Consider the following 18,790-nt stretch of genomic DNA (forward strand, 5'->3'; position numbering starts at 1 on the left):
CTACTCTACTGTTGGAGAGATTTTAGCATATTTAATCCGTTGTCTTCTCCATGTATACACAACATGTATTGTTCCGTCTTTCCCTTGTATCACCGAAGGATAAGAGTATTGACTTATCGGACTGTCTTCAAGTACCAGAACTTCTTTCCAGTTTACTCCATCATCAGACAAAGCTACATTCAGCGGTGTACGAGGACCTTTAGGAGTTCCCGGCAATGTACGGAAATTGTTATATACCAATAAGTGACGCCCATCCTGCAAAGTCACGGCATCCGTTCCGGAGTTATTATTAGGGACATTGGTCAATGTAACCTTACTCCAGGTATCGCCATTGTCGCTGCTCCAACTCGTAGCCAAATAACCGTTGCGCGTACGCCCCAGCACTTGCAAACGTCCATCTTTATGTTTTAGGATACTGGGCTGGATAACATAGATTTTATGATCCGTAGGAATATCTGTCCGGGGCGACTCGCCCCCCTCCTCAGCAGAGATTGGACCAACTTTACGCCAAGTCTTCCCCCGGTCGTCGGATATTTCGAAATGAATCTTCCATCCACCTTCCCCCTCGGTACTAGACGGGCAGATGAGCCTACCGTTAATATATTCCGGCTTATTCTTCACCGGTCCGAGGAATCCATCAGGAAGTTGCTCTGACTTACTCCAGGTCTTTCCACCGTCTTTACTGCGAATGAGATGTCCTGTCCAATCAGCCACTCTAGTCCCTATTTTATAGAAGAGCAGCAGCTCTCCTTCGGGTAATTGGAATAATACCGGATTCCAATAAGCTTTCTTATGTTTATGCATCTCACTGTCAGGTGCCCATTCCGATGAAGGTATCCAAGTCTCCGAGGTAAGGTGGCCAGATTTGCCGTCCGCATGGAACCAACGGTCAGCGTTAGCTAAACCTGGCTCCGGCGCCTCGCCGGTGGTCCATATGTCGCTACCTTTTGGTTTGCGGCACACCCAGATTACACAGTCGGGGTTACGTTCTTTGGTACCGCCAAAGAATGCAGCAACAAGATCACCCTCAGGAGTTTCGGCTATCGTTGCACCATGACATTCAGGAAAAGCAGCTTGTTCATAAAGGAATTCATCACTCAGAATCGCTTTATCCCGTGTCGGAATAATAACGTCATATTGATAAGTACCCGATCCGATTTGTTCTATCCTGCCATTGGGTAAATGCACTTCACCCGTACAGTTAGCCGGAACAGTCACCGTCCAACTGAGGTGAGTAGGCGTTTTACTCCATTCGCTCGCCACCTTTCCGTAAGGAGTTATATAAGAAGTATTGATTTTGCTTAATTCCTGCACCTCAAAATCGGGACGGAAAACAATATGCTTGAAGCCCACTTTATCGGAACTGCTACGGATGCCCCCCAGATGCTCATAACACCAGGAAATAAGATCACCCAGAATCATCACATGGTTAGCGCTATTCATTTCGGGGTTGGCCGTATTACCATTCCATAATTCCCAGATAGTAGTAGCCCCTTGCTCTGCCATATACCCCCAACTCGGATACGTTTTATTCGTTGCCAGCAGATAAGCTATGTCGGCACGTCCCATCTCACTGAGTTGATGCATAAGCCACTGGGTGCCAATCACTCCGGTGCTGATGTGCCCTTTGTTCGTAGTAATAATAGTATGGATCACATTTTTCTCTACCTCGGCTTTATACTTTTCGGGAACAAGGCCGAATGCCAATGGCAGAATATTGGCAGTCACCGTATTGTTATCGTAGAAAATACTATCGGGGAACAACATATGTCCCGGAACAAGCGAAGTGCCTTCTTTAACTTTCAGGAAACGTTGATTAAATGCATCTTTTACTTTGGCGTGCAAAGACTCATATTGTGCAACATCATCAGTTAACCCTTGCAAACGAGCAAAGCGGATCATATAATCCAGCATTTTGCAAGTGTATGCCGTTGCAATCAATGTACCGTCTGTACGACGTTGAGGATCACGGCTATGGATTAACTCCAGTGATTCGGGAGGCACACACCAATCGCCATATTTATCTTTGGTCATGATGTAGTCTTTAGTCATATATTCTTTCATCATATGCTCCAACCAACGCTTCATAACCGGATAATTCTTAATGATAGGCGATATATTACCATATTGAGTATAAAGCATATCACAATTAATGAGTAGAGTGGCAGGCCAGGTCATGTTATCGGAGTAATAATTCCAAAAGGCCGGAACCACATCGGGGATGCAACCATCTTCACGCTGGGCATCGCGAATATCATCCATCCATTTGGCATACAAGTTACCGCAATCGAACATGAAACTTTCGCCCCGTGCTCCCATGGCGTGGTCGCCCAACCAGGGCTGGCGTTCGTTACGCTGAGGACAGTCTACCGGCATACCTTTATAATTGCTAAGAATACCCCAATAAGCATTCTTATACACCCGGTTCAGGATGGCGTTGGATGATTCGAATGAACCGGTAATAGCCATTTCATCACTCACTACCTCGCCAATAAAATCATTCAATGTAGGATTCTTATATCCAATGATTTCTACATAACGGAATCCGTGATACACAAAACGGGGCGCCCATTCGGCATCTTTCTTCTCATTACCCCGAACAACGTATATATCGGTTACGCGGGCATCACGAAGGTTACGGACAAATAGTTCACCATCTTCTTTTAGCGTTTCGGCAAAACGAAGGCGAATGCTATCGCCGGCAGCACCTTTTACCTTCATACGTATCCAACCAGCCATGTTCTGTCCCATATCGAGAATATACTTATTGCCCAGTTTCTTTATGGTAATAGGTTTAACGGTGTCTACAACTTTCATATTAGGCGACATAGCCGCCCGTAAAGTACCATACGGAATAGCTACACGCTGCGCAGGTTTCCATGATGAATCATCGTAACCCACTTTGGCCCAATCGCCAAGTTCTTTACGTGCATCGTATTCTTCGCCATCGTATTCGTTATTACTACGGATCGGGCCATCGGCTGTAAGCTTCCACCCGGTATCGCTAGCGATAGTTTCTTTGGTGCCATCGGTATACTCTACAATAAGGTTCAACCGCATTTTAGGATAGCCAAAGGTTGGTATCTTATATGGTTTATAGTTCTGACGCATCGTATAAAAGCGCCCTGTACCTAACGTTACACCGATAGCGTTTTCTGTACTCAACAAAGAAGTTACATCAAAGGTGTTATACAAAACAGTTTTACGATAATCGGTCGGTGCGGGAGCCAGAACCTGCTCTCCCACCCGATTGCCATTAATAAAGAGCTCATACATTCCCAAGCCGGAGATATGAACCGTAGCCTGTTTGATTTCTTTTGCCAGTTTGAATTCCGTACGAAGATACCGGGCACTCAGACGGCTCCATTGCGTTTCGCTGTCCCAGGGTGCCGGAGCGTCCATACCAATCCATTGTCCTCTCCAATGGGTTTCGCCAAGCAATCCCATAATCCATTCGGCAGGTTCACTCCAAGCAGTCTCCCCTTTAGTCGTATAACTTTTTACTTTCCAGTAACAACGCAGGTTACTCTGCATCGGAGTTCCGGCATAAGGTATCAGATGTGAAGCATCGGAGTTAACCTTTCCGGAATCCCAAAGATCGCCTTCATTCTTTGCCAATAATTCGGGAGATGAAGCGACAAGAATGTGATAGGCCGTCTGCATAACATTTTGCTGACCGGAAGTCAGACGCCAACTCAAACGGGGAGTTTCGGTGTCTATACCTATAGGCTGTGTTAATTGTTCAACACGTAAGAATTCTAGCCTCACCCCAGCCCTCTCCAAAGGAGAGGGGGATGGCTGCGCACTTAAAGTAAAAAAAAGAAGAGAAAAAAAGAAGATGATACGTAATCTCATTCTATATGCATTTAATTATTATAGCTGTGATCAGAGTTACTTCCTACTCCCTCTCCTTTGGAGAGGGCTGGGGTGAGGCTGTAGGCAATTCCATCCAATCTTTGGACAAGTAATTTTTAGACGCATCAACAGCAATAAGTACCTGATCGTTGCCGCTGACATATCCACTATCGTGCTGGAACGTAGTAACTTTGCTATCAAACTCGCCTACATAAGTCAGTTTACCATCTTTTGCACTAAACCACCATACGTTCTTTTTGTTGCCGCTGATTTTGCTAAGGTCAACCTGCATCGGACGTCCGGTGTAATTGTATACCATCAGGTAATCATTGCCACGGGTAGCAATAGCACGATCATAACGTTCGCCATTTGTACCGGCAATCACACTCTGATCCGGGATACGTTCAAAGTATGGGAAAGTCAACATCAGATTTTTGATGTAATTCATCTGGTTGAAACCCGGATCTTTCAATGCATCATACCAGGGAGTCGTTGCACCGTAAGCTGCTCCAACACCCGGACGGATAAACTGCATAATCGAATTATGACCGTAGGTATGCCCAAAAGAACCGGCAAATACCGACCAATATGCATAACGACGAACGTCGGCATCGTTCCAGCGAGTCTCGTTCGGATCATGCAATCCCTGAGGAATATCTTCGTAGATAGGTTCGCCGTCAAGAACAGGTTTCATCGGTTTTGCAGCCAGACTACGCTCAACAAAACGCCAGTTATCTTCTTCAGTATTTTCTTCGATCGGGTAATCGCCATCACCTTTCCGCTGACCGTAACGGCGGTGTCCACTCTGGAACATATTGAAGTCCAACCAGTCGGCATTATTGAACCAGGTAGCCGATGTGGTTCTTCCACGCGGGTGGAAAGTCATCACATGATTCTGGTCAATAGCACGGATGCTCGTTGCCAATGCTTCCCAAACTTCGGTTTTTACATCGCCACGAACATCACCACCGATAAACCAAATGATGTTAGGTTCGTCTTTGTAACGTTCGGCCAGGAACTTACCATAAGCCTGCGCTTGTTTCACATCCATATCGCCACGGGCTACAGGGCTACCCCAGATACATACCATACCGATATAGATACCTTTACGGGCAGCGGTTTTGATAATGTAATCCATGTGGTCCCAATATCCATACACACCTTTTCGATTGATGTCTTTGAAGTTGTATCCGTCAATGTGCGAAGCCTGTCCATAGGTATTCATGGAAGGTACATTGTTCAACGTCTGAATCTGTACAACGTTGTACCCGGCGCGTCTGCATTGCTCCAGGTAGAACTCGGCTTCATCCCGGTCGAGGCGTTGTGGAAGCAACCAACCGGTTTCACCTAACCAAAAGAATGGGGTTCCGTCTTCATGTTTAAGATAACGTCCTTCTTCGGATACTTTCAATTTACCATGCGCCCAGGGGATATAGTTCTGGGCAGAAAGCCGCATAGCCTCACCCCAGCCCTCTCCAAAGGAAAGGGAGAATAAGATAGTCAGTATAATCAATCTTTGTTTCATATGAGTATTATTTTATTAATTTAGTGCATTACTTTACCCACAGCCTACTCCCTCTCTTTTGGAGAGGGTTGGGGTGAGGCTGTCATCTTCTCGTATTCAATCGCCGCAAGGATAAACGAACCGACAGACTTAGGATCGTTATCAATAACAGGCTCACTGATATAGTATTCAAAACTACCATCACGATAGCGTGAATCACCACCAAGTCCGGCTACCGCACAACAGTTTGTAATAGTATATGTACCATCAGGCTCCTCACGAATAAACTCTTTGATCATACCATCGAAAGCCTTACGCACAACCGGCTCATATTCATGTCCGATATAGCCTTGATTTATTGCTTTAGCATAAAAATACACAAACAAGGCAGTTGCGGAAGACTCAAGGTAATTTCCTTCGCGATTGCCTTCGATAGTTACTTGATACCAGGTACCGCTTTCTGCATCCTGATACTTCGCCAGTGATGTGGCCAGGTTCTCTATAATAGATAGAACAGCCTCTCTTCCGGTTGTTTCCTTTGGCAGATAGTCTAAAACATCAACCAAAGCTGCGGCATACCAACCTAAACTACGGCTCCAGAAGTTAGGCGAACATCCGGTTACGGGATCGGCCCATTTTTGTTCTTTACTTTCATCCCAACCATGATAGTACAAGCCCGTCTCAGGATCACAGGTATGGCGGGCAATCAAAGTGATTTGATTAATCACATCGGCGTATACGGTGGTATCACCAAATACAGTACCATATTCTGCCAAATAAGGAGAAGCCATAAAGATGCCGTCCAACCACATTTGATGAGTGTATTTCAGTTTGTGCCAATAACCGCCTTCCTTGGTGCGGGGTTGTTCAACCATTTGTTTACGCAGGGTATCCATAGCAACCTTATAGCGATTATCACTGGTTTGCTCGTAAAAATCAAAAAGGATTTTACCTGCGTTGATATTATCTATATTAAAAGATAGGTAGTTCATACAAATCTTACCGTTTGCGTCGATCAGGCTATCGGCATAGATCTTGGCGTAATCATAGTAATCTTTATTTCCGGTATGCTTCCATTCTTCGAGCATTGCCTTAACTACCAAGCCGTGGGTATATCCCCAACGGGGTTTAGTGGCTTTCTCAATCATCCAGGGCTCAGGGAAACGTTTCATCTCGGAACGAGCCATACGTTCACTCCAAAGTTCGTTATCGGTTTTCTTTTCTGCACAACCGGATAGGGTTATGGTTAGTAAGAAAAAGAAAGATAAGTAATTAGTTATTCTCTTCATTGGGTATTTAATTATTTATATTCAGTTTTGATTGGTTATGATGTAAATGATTAGCTGTAGGGGCGGTTCGCGAACCGCCCGAAAATGGTTTCCTGTGTATTCTGGGCATTGGGCGGTTCGCGAACCGCCCCTACAGTAAATCACTCCTTTTCAATCCATTTTAAACAAACTTACCGTCCAATAATTGTATACGATTTACCAGCCTGTGTAGCCAAGTCGTACAAATATGTTTTAGCAAGTTCTACTTTATTTAATTTTGCTTGTTCATTTACCAATGGTTGTGGCACAATAGGAACAGCATACAACTCGTTGGGATTTTCACCACGCGCACTCTTTAGTCCTTTCCCTGACAATGGGTTTTGCGAGCGTAAACGGCAATTGCCACCATGCCGGGAATGAACAACCAATTTCTCTACTTTACCATTTTTCCAGCTTAAATCCAGTTCAAAACCACCGCGGGCAACAATACCTTTAATTTCTCCTTCTTGCCATAAATTAGGTAGTGCAGGAAGCAGGTAAATAAAACCATCGTGACTTTGCATCAACATCTCCACTACCCCGGCAGCACAGCCAAAATTCCCATCAATCTGGAAAGGTGGATGAGCGTCAAACAAATTAGGATAAGTACCTCCTTTTTTCTTTTCATTACGCACCAAGGTGAGTTGATCGGTTATCAGTTTATAAGCATGATCACCATCGAGTAAACGCGCCCAAAGGCAAACCTTCCAGCCCATGCTCCATCCGGTTGACGGATCGCCACGGGCAATTAACGAAGTGCGGGCAGCATCAAATAGTTCCGGTGTACGGAAAGGAGAGATTTGATTACTAGGGAAAAGTCCGTAAAGGTGTGACACATGGCGATGCACATCATTTGGGCTATCCCAGTCGAACATCCATTCCTGTAATTGCCCCCAGTGCCCAACTTGCATCGGAGCCATCTCGGTAAGCCGTTTCTCTAAACGATCGGCTAATTCATGATCTACATCAAGCAAACGGGCAGTAGTAATGATTGAATTCCAGAGATCAAAGATCAACTGATTATCCATGGTACACCCAGCAGCTGTAGTCGATTTACCCCCACTACCCGCATGGTAACTTGGCCGCGGCGCCTCGCCGCCCGAGTGGGTATTCTCAGGAGAATTACTCGGACAAACTACCAACCAATTATGTGCAGGTTCATAAACCATAATTTCATCAAAGAAAATACCCGCCTCTTTCATTATCGGATAAGCAGACTTCAGGAATTCAATATCCCCGGTATACAAGTAACGTTCCCAAAGGTGACGGCATAACCAGGCACCTCCCGAAGGCCACATACCCGATGGTGCTCTGTCTACCGGACCGGTAATACGCCAGATGTCTGTATTGTGATGCAATACCCAACCGTTAGCGCCGTACATCACTTTTGCAATTTCCCGGCCCGTTTCACTCACCTCGCGAGTCATACGTAATAAAGGTTCGTGCAATTCGCTCAGATTGGCAACCTCAGCAGGCCAATAATTCATCTCAACATTGATGTTGCAAGTATATTTGCTATCCCAGGATGGAAACATCTTGTCATTCCATATACCTTGCAGGTTGGCTGGTTGCCCTTCGGGCTGAGAAGAACAAATCAGGAGATAACGTCCGAACTGGAAATACATAGCCACCAGATGCGCATCGTTTGTTTCTTTAAAATTCTGCACACGCATATCGGTGGTCACATCGTCATACTTATTTTCGCCCAGACAAATAGATACCCGGTCCATATAGTTCCTGAAAAAAGTAATATGTTTTGCTTTAGATTCCTGATAATCTTTAGTCATTGCATTTTCCAGATAACCACGGGCGCGAGCGATCTGATCGCCGCTAATATCTTTATAATTATTAAAAGCAGTAGCTATAGAGACATAAAAAACAGCTTCATCCACATTTTCCAATGAGATAACTCCATCTTTATAAATTACTTTTCCGCCTTCGGTTTTGGATGATAAACGTCCTTGGAATTTCACCTTTCCACTCTGACGTTCATGGGTAGAAGTTACGCCGGAAAGACTTATACAGTTACCCTCAGTTTCAATCAATGCATCCTGATGTGGAGTAGTAAGAAGAGCGTTACAGGTTATTTTCCCCGGTCTGTCGGCCGTAAGACGAACAGTTACTACCTGATCGGAAAAAGAAGTGATTGTTTCCCGGCGATAATTTACTCCGTCCACACGGTAAGTCACCACAGCACGCGCCGAATCCAGACTCAGTTCACGATAATAATTCTCATAACGCACATGTCCGGGAAACGAGATACGCAAATCTCCAAAAGTCTGGTAAGGCATTCCCGAATTTGTCTGCGACATAACTTTCGCCGTAGCAAGCGTTTGGGCTTCAAGGTATTTACCTTGAAAAACGAGTTCACGTACTTTAGGGATATACTCTAACGCATCCGGATTAGGATTGTTATTCGGGCTACCAGCCCAGATTGTTTCTTCATTCAGTTGGATCTGCTCCACTGCCGGATTACCATAAACCATAGCTCCTAAGCGCCCGTTACCCAAAGGCAGAGCCTCTGTCCAGACCTGCGCCGGACGATCGTACCACAGTTTATACACTTCTTTTTCACCCGAATGGGCCATACCTGCCAACAGTAATAAGCAAATAGATAAGAAAAGTCTTCTAATCATTATGATATTGAATTTGAATTTGTGCACCTTCACATTATATAAGATGACGCTAAAATACACATTCTGTAATCAGTTATCTCCCAATATATGTACCCCAGCTAACAACCCCATGCAAAACTTTCGTTTTTTGCATGCTTTTCTTTCGTTTTTTGCATGTAAAAAACGAAAGAAAAGTGCAAAGCCCTATACAGAGTCAATTCAAAGGCTATCTCCTTAATATATTTCATTATCTCCTAGAGATAAGGCTACCATCATGTACATGTTGGTAATCATATCTCTAGGAGATAACAACAATAATATACTATGATATATCAATGATGATTAAGAGGTATAAACATATATCTTTATGGAACTCTGATTATAGCACTAAGGGCTTCTTATATTTTAGAAGAACCAAGCAATGGAGAACCACTCTTTAGAAGTTTTTCGTATCTTTCTTTATTGAAAGTAAACAAAGCGGCACTCTTTACTCCCCATTTTTTACTCACTTCATCCAACGGAACCACCAACTCGGAAGCCAACATTTTGCGCTGGAAATTCCGTCTGTCGAGTGTTTCACCCAGAATAGTCTCATAGATAACACGCAATTCGGACATCGTAAATTTATCCGGGAGTAAATGAAAACCAATAGGGATATATCCCAGATGAAGGCGAATAACATCAATCGCCTTCTTTATAATTTTATTATGATCGGAATAAAGATCAGGAATCTCATTGAGCATATGCCAGTGGGTCCTGTCTTCAGGTTTGTCTTTGATCTTTACCTTAGAGAAATCTACAAAAGCATAATAGCCTGCACTCACAAAACGCTGTGCAAACCAATGAGCAGAATCGCCCTCAAAGTTATTTTCGGCAAGCATTCGCCGGTTCTCTTCAATATTTGTTCGATTACAATCACCAAACAAATGGAATTGTATCAAATTAGTTTTATGTAAACCGGTTCTTTCTTTCAGAATACGATATGCCGCCGCATCAACATCCTCGCGTATCCCAACAAATCCGCCAGGCAGCATCCATTGATTGTGAGTATCAAATTTATTTAATAGTATTTTCAGTACTCCTTCATGGAAACCAAATATTACACAATCTATAGAAACACCAGGAAGCATCTGGCTTGCATCAATCGAAAGTACTTTCTTATTATAACTGTTGTCCGTGCTCATACTACTATATTTTTTATAAAAATAGGAAACTTAACGCAAATCACAAGAAAAACGACCACTTTTTAAATCATGTTTTTAAACATAACCAATATAATCAACTATCTATCAATTAGTTAGACTCCAATAAAAACGCATTAATGCGTAAATTAACGCATTTAATATTTGCAATTCAAAAACTCTTCTTATATTTGCGTCATATTGACGCTTAAATACGTCACTATACGCTTGAATTGTTTAAACAAGCATATACCTTTATTTAATAACCAAATAGTAATAAAATGAAAAAACTATTACTTTCAGTATCTGTATTACTAGCATTAACTACTGGAAAAGCACAAGAGGCGAACCAGTACGTAACAGTAGAAAACCAGAATGGCGCAACATTGGGCTATTCTCCCTCTTCGGGCGTCAAGATCATCACAAAGGACGGATTAAAATTCAAGGATTTAAATAAGAATGGAAAACTGGATGCATACGAAGACTGGCGCCTGCCTGTAGATGAACGTGCAAAAGATTTAGCTCAACGCCTAAATATAGAGCAAATTGCAGGATTGATGCTTTATAGTGGTCACCAGGCTATTCCAGCCAATGAAGTTGGATTTGCAGCGGATACATATGGGGGGAAACCTTTTTCTCAAAGCGGTGCAAATCCATGGGATTTATCCGACAATCAAAAAGTATTCCTGAAAGATGATAATCTTCGCCACGTATTGCTGGTTGGAGTAAAGAGTTCTGAAATTGCAGCAAAATGGAACAACACCATGCAAGCCTATGTAGAAGGACTGGGATTCGGGATACCGGCAAACAATAGTTCGGACCCTCGCCACTCCGGACAAGTAACAGGTTCAACTGTTGCCGAATTCAATGCAGGAGCTGGTGGTGAGATATCCGTATGGCCGGATGGACTGGGAATGGCTGCCACATTTGAACCGGAACTCATAAAACGATTCGGCCAGATAGCTGCCACAGAATACCGTGCTTTAGGTATTGGAACTGCATTGTCACCACAAATTGATATTGCCACCGATCCACGCTGGTATCGTTCGAGTATGACTTTCGGCGAAAGCCCTGCCTTGTCTACCGATATGGCCCGTGCATATATTGATGGTTTCCAGACATCGACCGGGAAAGATGAAATTGCCGACGGATGGGGATACAAAAGCGTAAATGCCATGGCGAAGCACTGGCCGGGAGGAGCTACAGGTGAAGCAGGCCGTGACGGGCACTGGGCATTCGGGAAATTTGCCGTATACCCGGGAAACAACTTTGAAACGCATTTGAAGCCCTTCACAGAAGGCGCATTCAAACTAGATGGTAAAACCGGTATGGCTTCTGCCGTAATGCCTTACTATACAATTTCCTATAACCAAGCCGAAGATGGTACCAACCTGGCAAATGGCTTCAGCAAATATATCATAACCGACTTACTCAGAGAGAAATACAATTATGATGGTGTGGTTTGTACCGACTGGATGATTACAGGTAACGAAGGAGTAACACCGGGAGATTTTGCCGGAAAGCCCTGGGGAGTAGAAGATAAAACCATCGCCAAAAGACATTACATTGCCCTTATGGCAGGAATGGACCAATTTGGTGGTAACAATGAAAAAGGTCCTATTGTAGAAGCTTATGAGATGGGGAGCAAAGAACATGGAAAGAAATTTATGAGAGCGCGTTTTGAAGCATCTGCTGTACGTTTGCTAAGAAATATATTCCGTTTGGGATTATTTGAAAATCCATATCTTGATCCGAATGAGACTGCTCAAATTGTAGGTAACCCGGAGTTTATGCAAGAAGGTTACACCGCACAGTTAAAGTCCATCGTGATGTTGAAGAATAAGGAAAACATATTGCCTATCAAAGAAAGAAAAACAGTGTATATCCCTAAGATTTACTCTCCTTCAGTAAAAGATTGGTGGGGAAACTGGTCACAACCCCGATTGGATATGCCAGCCAACCTTGACATGGTGAAGAAGTACTACAATGTAACCGAAGACCCTTCCAAAGCAGATTTTGCCATCGTATTCATTTCGGGACCTTTCACCAACAATGACGGAGGCGGTTACGATAAGAATGACCGTAAAGAAGGGGGAAATGGTTATGTGCCTATCTCATTGCAGTATGGAACATATACAGCAGAATATGCCCGCGATCATAGTATAGCAGCAGGCGACCCGGTTGTTGATCCTACAATAACCAACCGGTCTTACAAAGGAAAAACAATTACGGCTTCCAATACTACGGATTTGAATACGGTACTGGCAACGAAGGAAATGATGAACGGAAAGCCTGTTATCGTCGTAGCAAACCTATCCAAAGGAATGATATTCAATGAATTTGAAGATAAGGTAGATGGAATTATTATCCGTTTCTCTGTCACCGAACAAGCTGTTCTTGATGTTATTTCAGGAGCATATGAACCATCCGGATTACTGCCTATGCAGATGCCGGCTAATATGATGGAAGTTGAAAAGCAAAAAGAAGACTTACCATTCGATATGCAATGCCATAAAGATACGGAAGGTAACGTGTATGATTTCGGCTATGGATTGAACTGGTCCGGCGTAATCAAAGATGCACGTACTGCGAAATATGGATTAAATAAATAACCTGAAAAACGATTTTATGAAAACAAAAAGAATAAGTATTCTAGTAGCAATCGCCGCTTTATTAGGAAGTGGAAATATATATGCCCAACAAACAGCTAAAGCAGATACCACCAAAGTAAAAGAGGCAGATCGTAATGTAATGCTCAATGCAGCATCGGCTAACGCCGGTCCACGTAATGTAAATATCGGATTACCTGCCAGTGTGGGAGGTACCACGGTATTGGAAAATGATCTGCCTGTAATTTATTTCTTTTGGCCGGAAATGCCCTTCAAGTCGTGGCGAATGGATGGCATGACGAATGGAGTTAAGCTCCTCGACCTGGGACAAACCGCAATCAATATTGGTGATGTTGGTTTCTCTGTGGGTACATATGATAATATGGGTACCGATAAATTTCAAGGGAACATCGGTATCAACTCTAATCACTTCGGACTATTGAACGGAACAGCCAATGTTAGCGGTCCGCTAAATAACAAAGGATTAAAATACTCTGTAGGTGCTTATGTAAACTATGATCCGGGAACATACAAGGTGAGCAAAAATGATATTGACCGGTATTACAACGACCAGATGCAGTTATACAAAATAGCCCTGACGCAGGATTATAAATTCAGTACAGGTAAAGGGTCTATCACAGCGTTTTACAAGTATGCAGATACCAAGTCTATGACCATGTCACAATATGCTCCTTACATCTATCATCTGGATGGATCGGTATCCGAGTTAGACGGTTTCAAGATTGGTCGCGATAGCTACCTCTCCGGTCAGAAGTTTACAGTAGAAGATGCCGAAACCGGCCAGATTGCAGAACGGGACGCGCTTAAAGACTATGGTTCTAAATCGCACACACTGGATTTCATTGGTAAGAATACATTCGACAGTGGATTATATTTCAATTATATCATCCGGTTGCATTCTGCCAAGTCGGGCCTATATCTTCCAATCATGACCGGTATCATGGAGCAGACTTATACGGATGCAAACGGAAATGAAAAAACAGGAAATGTACAAGGTGTAATGGCGTTGGCATCAAGAAAAACACCCATCAAATCATTAACTTCTTTATTTGAAGTGGGAAAGAAATCGGGTAACCACGATTGGAAAGTGGGTTTAAACCAATGGATCTATGATGTTGATAAGTTCACAACTGAAGGGGCTATCTATTCGCAAACCGTAGAAGCCAACCCACAACGTATACCGGGTAGCGAAGTATATGGGATGAATGAATATCATGATGGTACCGAGAATAAAACGGCTTTATTCATAACTGATAAATGGGATATTGCTAATGTATTGACATTGAACCTCGGAGCCCGTTTTGAGTATCAGAGCTTGAGAGGTAATTATATTGATAATAAGAAAAACGAAGGTAGCACCCTTCCCTATTTATCAAGGGAGAAAACAGATATTGATAAAGATTGGTTCAATAAAGCATTCATGGCTAGCGCAGTATATAAAATGACCAGCCGTTTTGGTTTGCTTGGTGAAGTGACTTACAATGAACAAGCCGGACATCTTGAGAATTACTCGGCGGGCAATGAGCCTAACCTGAAAAAATCTAAAATTCCAGGAGCTGGTTTCGGAGTGTTCTTCAATCATCCGTTATTTAATGTGGTATCGAAAGCGACTTATATTAAACGGGATGAATATCGCTCAACCGTAAACTTTACCAGTGCAGCAGGAACAGTAGCTCGCCCTACCGTATCGTATGACATTGAAACCATTGGATGGACAACGGATATCGTTACCAATCCTTTTAAGAATTTCAATCTGCACTTCCTGTTTACTATACAAGCTCCTAAGTATAAAAACTATGCAGGTACTGTGGACTTTGGAAATGGTGAAACACCTGTCAGCTACAACTTTAATGACAATACCGTAACAGGGGTATCCAAAATATTATTAGAAATCGACCCAAGTTATCAATGGAAAGACCTGAGAATATGGGCCAGCGCACGGTATTTTAGTAAAGAATATGCCAACCTAACCAATTCACTGACCTTCAAAGGTCGTTGGGAAACATTCGCTGGTGCTAATTATAACCTGGGTAAAAACCTGGAACTTAGTGCATCTGTGGTAAACTTGTTCAACCAACGAGGTGCACAAGGTACAATTTCAGGAGCCGACTTGTTAACTGGTGATGAGGTTAAAGATATGGAAGGTGCTGTCCTTTCAGGAACTTACATCCGCCCGTTTACAGTAGAGTTTGGGGTGAAGTATAAGTTTTAAACTACTTATTCCAAAATTCCACCACCCCGCCCTTCGGGCACCCCTCCTCAAAAAGGAGGGGAACCGGCGAGGCGCCGTAGCCAGATTCACGATGCCGCATGGAACTCCCCTCCTTTTTTAGAGGAGGGGTGCCCGAAGGGCGGGGTGGTGGAATATAAAAGGTGGTGGAACATAAAAACTATTTCTTCCCCGCGGCCTTCTCCGCATTTCTCTTATTTACATAATCTTTAAATAACTGCCTCCAATTACGGCCATTATTATTCAGATACTGTTCACATTTTGTTTTATAAATCTCAAATATAGCCGAGATCTGCTTCATGTTTTTATAATCAATCGCTTGTTCACGTGCTTGCTTTAAATGCCCTAAAATAGTAGCTTCTTCTTCCGCAGTTAAATCAGGAACAATAGCATAATATCCTTTCAGGGTAAAAGCCACTTTGCCCACTGTATATTTATCAAGGATTTGCTCTACTTGCTCTTCGGTCAACACCCTGCGTAAACCATTCATCAATTTCTCGTGCACTTCTTTAGGCATAGCCGAATCGGCAATCATTTCCCGGTCGAGCTTACTAAGTTTATTACCGGTAAACGGATTAATTCCTTCGGGAACAGTTGTATAAGGATGCTCATTATGCCAATCGCGTACCTGCCGCAAGTGATTATAAATTAGCGTACGAACAAAACCAGCATCTTTTTCATTATCAAGATTCAAACTTGCTACCCATTCTGCCGCTTTCTTTTCAAGTCCAAGGTCAGATTTCAACTGTGAGTAGAGTTTCTTATCAAAGTAAGCAGCTACCACATCGAAAGAACGCACAGCATTTTCCGGTAGCAATTCGCCATTAGCTCCAAAACATAATAAAGCAGATTGTGGCTCAATGGTTACTTTGCTCTCATCTTCCATTTTCTTATCCAATCCAAAAGCCGTAGCAAAGAAATCATACACAGCGTTTCGCTTATTGGGACCAAAATCATGTCCCTCTGTCGGAAGATGTACATTGCTTACCTTATTCGTAGCATTATAGAATCCATAGATACGTTGCAGATAAGGATATTCGAGGGTCGGTACACTTGCCGTCCAGTCTTTACCATCCGAAACGACCAACAAAGGACGGGGAGCAAACATAGCCATCAACTCAGCATTATTTGTACCACCACAAGCCAGGGTAACAGGCATACCACTTTCGCAAGGACAACCACCATCAAAATGGGAAGCCAGGCTTACAACAGGAGCAGCAGCCGTAAAACGTTCGTCCAACGCAGTGAGCAAAACCACCTGCGAACCGCCACCCGATCCACCGTTAGCACCAATACGGGTGGCATCTATATCCTTACGGGTAAGCATATAATCCAATAAAGATAGCCCGTTAACCGCCTGCATCACGTGTGCCACACTGGAACGGTGCGAAGCAGCACCTACTTGTAATGCCGACTCTCCCCAACCGAAGAGATCATAATCTACACAAACAGCACCCATACGGGCAAGAGTGGCCATCCGCTGCTGCTGATCTTTACGATAACGGCCATCGCCAAAGTGCCCATTCGGACAAATAATCAATGCATGTTTACCTTTCTTTGAAGGAGTATAAATAGAACCACAAACATACAAACCGGGAAGTGTTTCTAAGGCGATGTTTTGTACCGTGTAACCATCAAACTTACGTATTTTTGAAAGAATCGGTTTACTCGAAACACGTTGTTTTAAGATAGTATCAATGCCCAAACGCTGGCGCACTTCTTTGCGCAAACAAGCAGAACGGGACTCCCAAGTCTCCTTATCACTGTAAAGAGTATTAAGATAAGCCAGCATTTTCTCACCATCGGCATCTATACGACGAGGATATTCAAATGACTTTAATTTATAAGAGCCATCACCCTGTTTTACATATTTGTAATCAAAATATCCCAAAACATTGGTCAATGATTCCTCTACGGAATAAGGACGAATACGGAAATCAGCATAAGGCAATACTTTGCCAACCGTATCAATATCATATTTTAAACGAACATTGAAACGAGTTTGAATGTCATTTAAAACATTACTTAAGGGACGTGCAAACTGATTTTCGGAAGTTAGTGTCTGAGCGTTCAATAGGAATGAACTACAGACTAATAGGGCGGAAAGGAATATATATTTTTTCATGGTTTACTTGTTATTCTAATATCACTTCTTTACCATTCACAATTACATCCGTAAGTTTTACCCGCTCACAGTTTTCAAAGGTAGGTTTCTGCTTGCTTTCAATATTGATATCACGTAATGTAATATCAGTGATGGGTGCTTCTTCCAGCCCGCGAATAAAGATCGGAGTCTCTACATTTACTCCCGTTAAGCCGGAAATATGAATATTACGGAATATCGGAGTACGCTCGCTTACTTCTTCCTGAGGCATCTTACTGTATCTCAGATCAAGAATAATCGCTTCTTCCTTAATATTGCTCATCACAATATTGCTTACGCGGATAGCTTCGACTATCCCACCCCGTCCGCGGGTTGATTTTAAACGAATGCCGCGCTTAGTACCATCAAACACGCAATTGCTAATGGTTACTTTACGCACACTGCCACTCATTTCGCTACCTATAACCACCCCACCATGACCGGAAAGCATGGTACAATTTGTGATCGTAATATTCTCGCAAGGAACAGCCATACGACGACCTTGAAGGTCGCGACCCGACTTGATCGTGATACAATCATCACCTACAGAGATATGACAATCACTGATATGTACGTTACTACAAGATTCCGGATTGATGCCATCCGTATTCGGCGATGGAACATTGTGGATTGTAACTCCTTTCACCGTTACATTATCACAGAATTCCGGATTAACGGTCCAAAATGGTGAGTTTACAATTTTCACTCCCTCTATACGCACATTCTTACAACGAACCGGTTGTATAAAAGGCGGACGGAAAAAGCGTCGCTGCAATGTTCCGATATAATCTTCGTTAGTATCGGCATACAATGCTTTGGTATCATTAGCTTTATCCCACATGGGTTGATATTTATTCAGGTCACGCATTCCGTTATCTTTCAAATCGACAAGAACGCGGAAGAACTCCATCCACCAGGCTTTCCCTTGTCCATCGAGTGTACCTTCTCCTTTAATGGTTATATTTTCGCAATCTACAGCATAGATCAAAGGAGAGAAGCTTTTCATCATCACTCCTTCATATCGCATATCTACAAAAGGCAGGTAGTGATCGAAATTGTCGGAGAAAAGTAAAGTCGCTCCCGCTTCAAGGTCTAATGTAATGTTACTTTGCAAACGGATAGCACCTGTGAGATAAGTACCTGCGGGAAAGAACAAAGTTCCGCCCCCAGCTTTATGTAATTTCTCGATCGTAGAATTGATCAGTTTTGTATTTAACGTTTTCCCATCCGGTTTAGCACCAGCCTGGCGCATATCAATGCGTTCGGCATGTAAGGTAACTACTGAGCAAAGACAGAAAAACAAAGTAGAGAAAATAAGTTTCATT

Annotated in this window: 9 protein-coding genes; 2 read left to right on the forward strand and 7 right to left on the reverse strand. The window is 43.0% G+C overall.

Features of this window, described 5'->3' with window-relative positions; genetic code table 11:
• From D0T87_RS14795 to D0T87_RS14815, 5 genes are all read right to left on the reverse strand, one after another.
• Nucleotides 1-3,855 carry a family 78 glycoside hydrolase catalytic domain gene (locus D0T87_RS14795; RefSeq protein ID WP_163175918.1) on the reverse strand — a complete coding sequence of 1,285 codons (3,855 nt, stop codon included), beginning with the start codon at nt 3,853-3,855 and terminating at the stop codon, nt 1-3.
• 43 nt (nt 3,856-3,898) lie between these two features.
• Complete coding sequence (locus D0T87_RS14800; protein ID WP_370526858.1) at nt 3,899-5,311, reverse strand: glycoside hydrolase family 140 protein; 1,413 nt, start codon at nt 5,309-5,311, stop codon at nt 3,899-3,901.
• Nucleotides 5,312-5,424: 113 nt separating this feature from the next.
• On the reverse strand, nt 5,425-6,648 hold the full coding sequence (locus D0T87_RS14805; RefSeq protein WP_163175920.1) for a glycoside hydrolase family 105 protein: 1,224 nt from the start codon (nt 6,646-6,648) through the stop codon (nt 5,425-5,427).
• A gap of 170 nt (nt 6,649-6,818) precedes the next feature.
• Nucleotides 6,819-9,254, reverse strand: a complete 2,436-nt coding sequence (locus D0T87_RS14810) for a glycoside hydrolase N-terminal domain-containing protein (protein WP_239063692.1) — start codon at nt 9,252-9,254, stop codon at nt 6,819-6,821.
• Nucleotides 9,255-9,679: 425 nt separating this feature from the next.
• On the reverse strand, nt 9,680-10,465 hold the full coding sequence (locus tag D0T87_RS14815; protein WP_163175922.1) for an NUDIX domain-containing protein: 786 nt from the start codon (nt 10,463-10,465) through the stop codon (nt 9,680-9,682).
• Nucleotides 10,466-10,743: 278 nt separating this feature from the next.
• Here D0T87_RS14815 and D0T87_RS14820 point away from each other — a divergent pair, with 278 nt between their 5' ends.
• A complete protein-coding gene (locus D0T87_RS14820; RefSeq protein WP_163175923.1) occupies nt 10,744-13,074 on the forward strand; it encodes a glycoside hydrolase family 3 N-terminal domain-containing protein in 2,331 nt (776 codons plus the stop codon).
• A gap of 16 nt (nt 13,075-13,090) precedes the next feature.
• Nucleotides 13,091-15,304, forward strand: a complete 2,214-nt coding sequence (locus D0T87_RS14825; RefSeq protein ID WP_163175924.1) for a TonB-dependent receptor — start codon at nt 13,091-13,093, stop codon at nt 15,302-15,304.
• Nucleotides 15,305-15,482: 178 nt separating this feature from the next.
• Here D0T87_RS14825 and D0T87_RS14830 read toward each other — a convergent pair whose 3' ends face one another.
• Together D0T87_RS14830 and D0T87_RS14835 are read right to left on the reverse strand one after the other, a co-directional pair.
• Nucleotides 15,483-17,447 carry a DUF3826 domain-containing protein gene (locus D0T87_RS14830; RefSeq protein WP_163175925.1) on the reverse strand — a complete coding sequence of 655 codons (1,965 nt, stop codon included), beginning with the start codon at nt 17,445-17,447 and terminating at the stop codon, nt 15,483-15,485.
• Between the two features lie 10 nt (nt 17,448-17,457).
• A complete protein-coding gene (locus tag D0T87_RS14835; protein ID WP_163175926.1) occupies nt 17,458-18,789 on the reverse strand; it encodes a glycoside hydrolase family 28 protein in 1,332 nt (443 codons plus the stop codon).
• Nucleotide 18,790: the final 1 nt, after the last annotated feature.

Origin of the sequence: Bacteroides sp. 51 (assembly GCF_010500965.1) — a bacterium.
Classification (GTDB): Bacteria; Bacteroidota; Bacteroidia; order Bacteroidales; family Bacteroidaceae; genus Bacteroides.

Bases quoted from the DNA above. Each gene is read 5' to 3' on its own strand.
- D0T87_RS14795 (WP_163175918.1), bottom strand. From the start codon at position 3,855: ATGAGATTACGTATCATCTTCTTTTTTTCTCTTCTTTTTTTTACTTTA.
- D0T87_RS14800 (WP_370526858.1), bottom strand. From the start codon at position 5,311: ATGCGGCTTTCTGCCCAGAACTATATCCCCTGGGCGCATGGTAAATTG.
- D0T87_RS14805 (WP_163175920.1), bottom strand. From the start codon at position 6,648: ATGAAGAGAATAACTAATTACTTATCTTTCTTTTTCTTACTAACCATA.
- D0T87_RS14810 (WP_239063692.1), bottom strand. From the start codon at position 9,254: ATGGCCCATTCGGGTGAAAAAGAAGTGTATAAACTGTGGTACGATCGT.
- D0T87_RS14815 (WP_163175922.1), bottom strand. From the start codon at position 10,465: ATGAGCACGGACAACAGTTATAATAAGAAAGTACTTTCGATTGATGCA.
- D0T87_RS14820 (WP_163175923.1), top strand. From the start codon at position 10,744: ATGAAAAAACTATTACTTTCAGTATCTGTATTACTAGCATTAACTACT.
- D0T87_RS14825 (WP_163175924.1), top strand. From the start codon at position 13,091: ATGAAAACAAAAAGAATAAGTATTCTAGTAGCAATCGCCGCTTTATTA.
- D0T87_RS14830 (WP_163175925.1), bottom strand. From the start codon at position 17,447: ATGAAAAAATATATATTCCTTTCCGCCCTATTAGTCTGTAGTTCATTC.
- D0T87_RS14835 (WP_163175926.1), bottom strand. From the start codon at position 18,789: ATGAAACTTATTTTCTCTACTTTGTTTTTCTGTCTTTGCTCAGTAGTT.